The organism is uncultured Aquincola sp. (genome assembly GCF_964001545.1).
Classification (GTDB): Bacteria; Pseudomonadota; Gammaproteobacteria; order Burkholderiales; family Burkholderiaceae_C; genus Aquincola.
Window position 1 is genome coordinate 1 of the sequence record NZ_CAXFDV010000108.1, and the last position, 6,261, is coordinate 6,261.

Here is a 6,261-nt window from a genome sequence, read left to right on the forward strand (position 1 = left end):
AGGCCACCTGGTGCCGGGGCAGCAGGGCGGCCCCGGCCAGGGCCATGCCGCCGTGCAGCAGGCGTCGGCGTTGGGTCGAGTGGCGGTCTTGGCTCATGCGGGGCTCTCCTCGTGGGGTCGGCGTGGACCCTCAGGTTAGGGAGCGCGCATGAAGGTTCGTTGACAGCCGGCCGCCGCAGCGCGCTGCGGCGCTCTCAAGAGGTGAAGCCGAGCGCCAGGTCCTTGAGCAGCGCCGCCGTGCGCAGCTGCAAGGCATCGCGCCGCGTGGCGGCGCTCCAGGCGATGCACAAGGTGCTGCGGATGCGCGGCTCCACGATCAGCGTGCGGGTGAGGGCGCCGGGGCCTTCGCCTTCGTTCACCGCGCTGGCCGTCAGCGCCGCGAAGCCGTGGCCGCGGCGCACCATGTCCAGGATGGTGGGCACGCTGCTCACTTCCCAGGCCACCTGCAGCTTCACGCCGGCCAGCAGCGCCTCATGCTCCATCAGCCGGCGAAAGCTGTGGCCACGCTGCGGCAGCACCAGCGGCAGCCGGCCCACCTCGGCCAGCGGTATCTCGGCCCGCCGCGGCGCGCCGGGCGGGCCGATCAGGCACAGCTCCTCCCGCAGCACCGGCTCCTGTTCCAGGTTGGGCTGCGGCTCGGGGTTGTAGACCAGCCCCAGGTCCACCCGGCCGGTGGCCAGCCATTCGGTGATGTGAGACGAAAAGCCTTCGACGATGGCCACGCGGGCCTTGGGCATCTCGGCCTGGAAGCGCTCGACCAGCGCCACCGTGATGTGCCGCGCCAGGCTGGGCGGCAGGCCCAGCACGATCTGCCCCTGCGGTTCGCCGCGCATCGCGCCCAGCTCATGCTGGGTGGCCTGCACCAGCTGCAGGATCTGCCGCCCGCGGTCCAGCAGGCGGCGGCCCGGCTCGGTGAGCACCACGCCGCGGCCGTTGCGCAGCAGCAGGGTTTCGCGCAGCTCCACCTCCAGCGCGCGCACCTGGCGGCTCAAGGCGGGCTGCGTCATGCCCAGCAGTTCGGCCGCGCGGCTGAAGCTGCCCGTCTGCGCCACCTGGATGAAGTATTCGACCTGCTTGATGTCCACCGGCCCATTGTGCCCAGACCGCGGCCCGCCATGCCGAACCGGCATAGCAGCTAGCGATCGGCACCGCTAGGTGGCGTGCGGTGGCACTTCGAGAATCCGGCGCTGAACCGCAGCGACAAGGACGCCTTCTTCATGATCATCGACGTGCATGGCCACTACACCACGGCACCGGCCGCGCTGGGCGCGTGGCGCGACCTGCAGATCGCAGGGCTGACCGACCCGGGTCAGGCGCCCAAGCCCGCTGACCTGAAGATCAGCGACGACGAACTGCGCGAGTCCATCGAGACCAACCAGCTCAAGAAGATGAAGGAGCGCGGCAGCGACCTGACCATCTTCAGCCCGCGTGCCAGCTTCATGGCGCACCACATCGGCGGCTTCGAGACCTCGGCCGCCTGGGCCGCCATCTGCAACGAGCTGTGCTGGCGCGTCAGCCAGCTGTTCCCCGACCATTTCGTGCCGGCCGCCATGCTGCCGCAAAGCCCGGGCGTGGACCCCGCCACCTGCATCCCCGAGCTGGTCAAGTGCGTGGAGCAGTACGGCAACGTGGGCATCAACCTGAACCCTGATCCCTCGGGCGGCCACTGGACCAGCCCGCCGCTGAGCGACCGCAGCTGGTACCCCATCTACGAAAAGATGGTGGAGTACGACATCCCCGCGATGATCCACGTGAGCACCAGCTGCAACGCGTGCTTTCATACCACGGGCGCCCACTACCTGAATGCCGACACCACGGCCTTCATGCAGTGCCTGACGTCGGACCTGTTCAAGGACTTTCCGACGCTGAAATTCCTGATTCCCCATGGCGGCGGCGCCGTGCCTTACCACTGGGGCCGCTTCCGCGGGCTGGCGCAGGAGCTGAAGAAGCCGTTGCTGAAGGACCACCTGCTGAACAACATCTTCTTCGACACCTGCGTGTACCACCAGCCGGGCATCGACCTGCTGACGAAGGTGATCCCGGTGGACAACATCCTGTTTGCCAGCGAGATGATCGGCGCGGTGCGCGGCGTCGACCCCGAGACCGGCTTCTACTACGACGACACCAAGCGCTACATCGAGGCCAGCACGATCCTGAGTGCCGAGGACAAGCAGAAGGTGTACGAAGGCAATGCGCGCCGCGTGTTCGGCCGCCTCGACCAGCAGCTCAAGGCCAAGGGCCGCTGAGCTTTCACCGCCCCACGAAAGAAGCTCCATGTACGAACTCGGCGTCGTCTACCGCAACATCAACCGCACCGACCGGGCCACCACCGACGCGCTGGCCGCGCTGGGCAGCGCCACGGTGCACGAGGCCATGGGCCGCGTGGGCCTGCTCAAGCCCTACATGCGGCCCATCTATGCCGGCGCCCAGGTCTCGGGCACGGCCGTCACCGTGCTGCTGCACCCCGGCGACAACTGGATGCTGCATGTGGCGGCCGAGCAGATCCAGCCCGGCGACATCGTGGTGGCGGCCATCACCGCCGACTGCACCGACGGCTACTTCGGCGACCTGCTGGCGACCAGCTTCCAGGCCCGTGGCGCCCGCGCACTGGTCATCGATGCCGGCGTGCGCGACGTGCGCACGCTGACCGAGATGCGGTTCCCGGTCTGGAGCAAGGCCATCAGCAGCAAGGGCTGCATCAAGGCCACGCTGGGCTCGGTCAACATCCCGGTGGTGTGCGCCGGCATGTGGGTGACGCCCGGCGACGTCATCGTGGCCGACGACGACGGCGTGGTGTGCGTGCCGCGCGAGCGGGCGCCTGAGACGCTGAAGGCTGCCCAGGCCCGCGAGGCCAACGAAGGCGCCAAGCGCGAGAAGCTGGCCAGCGGCGTGCTGGGCCTGGACATGTACAAGATGCGCGAGCCGCTGGCCCAGGCCGGCCTGCGCTACATCGACTGAAGCACCATGAGCGCAGCAGTACCGCCCGCCTTCCAACGCATCGCACTCATCGGCTATGGCGAGGTGGGCCGCATCCTGGCCGAAGACCTGCGAGCGCAGGGCCTGGCCGTGGCCGCCCATGACCTGAAGCTGCAGCAGCCGGCACTGGCGCCCACGCTGCAGGCCCATGCGCAACAACATGGCGTGCAGCTGCATGCGCAGGCCGCCGATGCCGTGGCCGGTGCCCACCTGGTGATCAGCGCCGTGACCGCCAGCCAGGCGGTGGCGGTGGCCGAGGCCGCAGCGCCGCACCTGCAGCCGGGCGCGGTGTTCATCGACATGAACTCCGCCTCGCCGGGTGCCAAGCAGCGCGCGGCCCGGGTGGTGGATGCCGCCGGTGGCCGCTACGTGGAAGGCGCGGTGATGACCAGCGTGCCGCCGTACCGCATCCGCGTGCCGCTGCTGCTGGGCGGGCCGCATGCGGCCGCGGTGGTGGCGCCGCTGAATGCGCTCGGCTTTGCCGCCAAGCTGGCCGACGAGCGGCTGGGCGTTGCCTCGGCCACCAAGATGTGCCGCAGCGTGATGATCAAGGGCCTGGAGGCCATGGTCATCGAAAGCCTGAGCACCGCCCGCCACTACGGCGTGGAAGACGCGGTCATCGCTTCGCTGTACGAAACCTTCCCGGGCATCGACTGGGAGAAGCAGGCCGCCTACTTCTTCCAGCGCGTGATCGAGCATGGCCGCCGCCGCGCCGAAGAAGTGCGCGAAGTGGCCCAGACCGTGCGCGAAGCCGGCCTGCAACCCTGGAGCGCCAGCGGTACCGCCGAGCGCCAGGCCTGGGTGGCCGACCTGGCCGATGCCGGCGTGTTCGGCACGCGCGGTGAAGCGGGCTTTGCCCGCAGCGCCGACTGGCGCACCGAGGCCGACCGCCTGCTGGCCGAAGTGGCCAAGGAGCGCCAACGATGAGCGCCTTCACCAAGACCCCGGGCTGGCTCGATTGGTACGCCGGCCCCAGCCGGCCGCGGCTGCAGTTGCCAGCGGGTGCGGTCGATGCGCACTGCCACGTCTTTGGGCCGGGCGACCGCTTTCCGTATGCGCCCGAGCGCAAGTACACGCCCTGCGATGCCAGCCGCGAGCAGCTGTTGGCCTTGCGCGACCACCTGGGTTTCGAGCGCAACGTGATCGTGCAGGCCACCTGCCACGGCGCCGACAACAGCGCGCTGCTGGATGCGCTGGCCCATGCGCAGGGCAGGGCGCGTGGCGTGGTGACGGTGCGGCGCAGCGTGACCGACGACGAGCTGCAGCGCATGCATGCGCTGGGCGTGCGCGGCGTGCGCTTCAACTTCGTGCGGCGGCTGGTCGACTTCACCCCGCGCGACGAGTTGATGGAGATCGCCGCGCGCATCCAGCCGCTGGGCTGGCATGTGGTGGTGTACTTCGAGGCCGCCGACCTGGCCGAGCTGTGGGACTTCTTCACCACGCTGCCCACGCCGGTGGTGGTGGACCACATGGGCCGGCCCGACGTGCGCCAGCCGGTGGACGGGCCCGAGTTCAGCCGCTTCGTGCGGCTGATGGACGAGCACCCCCACGTGTGGAGCAAGCTCAGCTGCCCCGAGCGGCTGAGCGTGGCCGGTCCGCCCGCCTTGAACGGCGAGCCTCGGCCCTACCGCGACGTGGTGCCCTTCGCGCGGCACCTGATGGAACGCTTCCCCCACCGTGTGCTGTGGGGCACCGACTGGCCGCACCCCAACCTGAAGGACCACATGCCCGACGACGGCCTGCTGGTCGACTTCATCGAGCAGATCGCGCCCACGCCGGCGCAGCGCCAGCAGCTGCTGGTGCGCAACCCCATGCGCCTGTACTGGCCCGAAGAGCGCTGACCTGCGCCGATCGCCCTTCCCGCAGTTTCCGAAGGAGACGTGATGACCCCGATGCAACGCCGCCAGGCCCTGGCCCGGCTGGCCGGGCTGCTGTGCGCGCCCGCCGCCCTGGCCAGTGCCCCTGCACAGGCCGCTGATGCCAACCGCCTGCTGCGGGTGCTGGTGGGCTACAGCCCGGGCGGCGCGGTGGACATCATCGCCCGCGCGCTCGGCCAGGCCATGGCGCCTGGCCTGGGCCAGTCGGTGATCGTCGAGAACAAGCCCGGGGCCGGCACCAACATCGCCATCAAGGCGCTGATGGAAAGCCCGCCCGACGGCTACACGCTGATGCTGGCCGCCAATGCGCTGGCGGCCAATGTCTCGCTGTACCAGCCCGCGCCCTACAGCTTGGCGCGCGACATCACGCCCATCGCCCAGGTAGGCCGGGTGCCGGTGGTGCTGGCTGCCAATGCGCAGGCGGGCATTGGCTCGCTGCGTGAGCTGATCGCGCGGCTGAAGCTGCAGCCCGGCTCGCTGAACTACGGCACGCCGGGCAATGGCTCCACGCCCCACCTGGCCATCGAACTCTTTGCACGCGCGGCCGGCATCCAGCCGGTGCATGTGCCGTACAAGGGCGGCTCGCAGGCGATGAACGACGTGATCGCCGGCCACATCCAGCTGGTGGCCGTCAACGCGCTGGAAGTGCAGCCGCATGTCAAGGGCGGCAAGCTCAAGGTGCTGGCCACCTTGGGCGCCAAACGCTCGCCGCTGTTTCCCGAGGTGCCGACCATCGCCGAATCGGGCTTTGCGGGCTTCGAGGCCTCGGTCTGGTACGGCCTGGTGGGCCCGGCCGGGCTGCCGCAGCCAGTGGTGGCGCGGCTGCACCAGGCCGTGGAAAAGGCCCTGGCCACGGCCGAGGTGCGTGAGCGCCTGTCGGCCGCCGGCGGCGAGGTGACGCCCGGCAGCACCGCCATGTTCGCCAGCCTGCTGGCCAGCGAGCAGCAGCGCTACCAGAAGCTGATCCGCGAGGCGCGCATCCAGCCCGATTGACGGCCGCCGCGCACAAAAAGAACACCGGAGACACCCATGCCAACCCCCCCCTTGGCGCTGCGCCGCCGCTCGCTGCTGCTCGGCACGGCCGCCACCCTGGCGCTGCCGGGCCTGCCTGCCCAGGCCCAGGCCGGCCGCACGCTGCGCCTGATCGTGCCCTTTCCGCCGGGCGGCTCCACCGACATCCTGGCCCGCGCCGTGGGCGCGCGGCTGGGCCCGGCACTGGGGCAGACGGTGCTGGTGGACAACAAGGCCGGCGCCGGCGGCTCGCTGGGCGCGGCCGAGGCGGCGCGGGCCGAGCCCGACGGCAACACCCTGCTGATGGGCCACATCGGCACGCTGGCGGTCAACCCGGCGCTGTACCCCAAGCTGGGCTACGACCCGGTCAAGAGCTTCGACCCCGTGGGCATGGTGG

Annotated in this window: 7 protein-coding genes; 6 read left to right on the forward strand and 1 reads right to left on the reverse strand. The window is 70.4% G+C overall.

Translation table 11 applies throughout. The annotated features are described in order from the left end of the window. Nucleotides 1-194: 194 nt before the first annotated feature. Nucleotides 195-1,085: a LysR family transcriptional regulator gene (locus ABNT58_RS03715; protein WP_348752168.1), complete on the reverse strand. Its 891-nt coding sequence runs from the start codon at nucleotides 1,083-1,085 to the stop codon at nucleotides 195-197. Between the two features lie 132 nt (nucleotides 1,086-1,217). Between ABNT58_RS03715 and ABNT58_RS03720 the strand changes: the two genes are divergently transcribed. From ABNT58_RS03720 to ABNT58_RS03745, 6 genes are all read left to right on the forward strand, one after another. Continuing rightward, nucleotides 1,218-2,246: an amidohydrolase family protein gene (locus ABNT58_RS03720; RefSeq protein WP_348752174.1), complete on the forward strand. Its 1,029-nt coding sequence runs from the start codon at nucleotides 1,218-1,220 to the stop codon at nucleotides 2,244-2,246. A gap of 28 nt (nucleotides 2,247-2,274) precedes the next feature. Beyond that, nucleotides 2,275-2,958, forward strand: coding sequence for a 4-carboxy-4-hydroxy-2-oxoadipate aldolase/oxaloacetate decarboxylase (gene ligK / locus ABNT58_RS03725; protein WP_348752169.1), 684 nt, complete (start codon nucleotides 2,275-2,277; stop codon nucleotides 2,956-2,958). A gap of 6 nt (nucleotides 2,959-2,964) precedes the next feature. Further along, nucleotides 2,965-3,903, forward strand: a complete 939-nt coding sequence (locus tag ABNT58_RS03730; RefSeq protein WP_348752170.1) for a DUF1932 domain-containing protein — start codon at nucleotides 2,965-2,967, stop codon at nucleotides 3,901-3,903. Next, nucleotides 3,900-4,817 (forward strand): amidohydrolase family protein, encoded by a 918-nt coding sequence (locus ABNT58_RS03735; RefSeq protein WP_348752171.1) that lies wholly within the window; start codon nucleotides 3,900-3,902, stop codon nucleotides 4,815-4,817. The genes ABNT58_RS03730 and ABNT58_RS03735 overlap by 4 nt, the downstream gene beginning before the upstream one ends. Nucleotides 4,818-4,859: 42 nt before the next feature. Next, a complete protein-coding gene (locus ABNT58_RS03740; RefSeq protein WP_348752172.1) occupies nucleotides 4,860-5,846 on the forward strand; it encodes a tripartite tricarboxylate transporter substrate binding protein in 987 nt (328 codons plus the stop codon). A 36-nt stretch (nucleotides 5,847-5,882) separates the two neighbouring features. Then, the coding region (locus ABNT58_RS03745; RefSeq protein ID WP_348752173.1) for a tripartite tricarboxylate transporter substrate-binding protein at nucleotides 5,883-6,261 on the forward strand (379 nt) is incomplete at its 3' end.

Coding starts and splice junctions, on each gene's coding strand:
- ABNT58_RS03720 (WP_348752174.1), top strand. CDS start 1,218: ATGATCATCGACGTGCATGGCCACTACACCACGGCACCGGCCGCGCTG.
- ligK (WP_348752169.1), top strand. CDS start 2,275: ATGTACGAACTCGGCGTCGTCTACCGCAACATCAACCGCACCGACCGG.
- ABNT58_RS03730 (WP_348752170.1), top strand. CDS start 2,965: ATGAGCGCAGCAGTACCGCCCGCCTTCCAACGCATCGCACTCATCGGC.
- ABNT58_RS03735 (WP_348752171.1), top strand. CDS start 3,900: ATGAGCGCCTTCACCAAGACCCCGGGCTGGCTCGATTGGTACGCCGGC.
- ABNT58_RS03740 (WP_348752172.1), top strand. CDS start 4,860: ATGACCCCGATGCAACGCCGCCAGGCCCTGGCCCGGCTGGCCGGGCTG.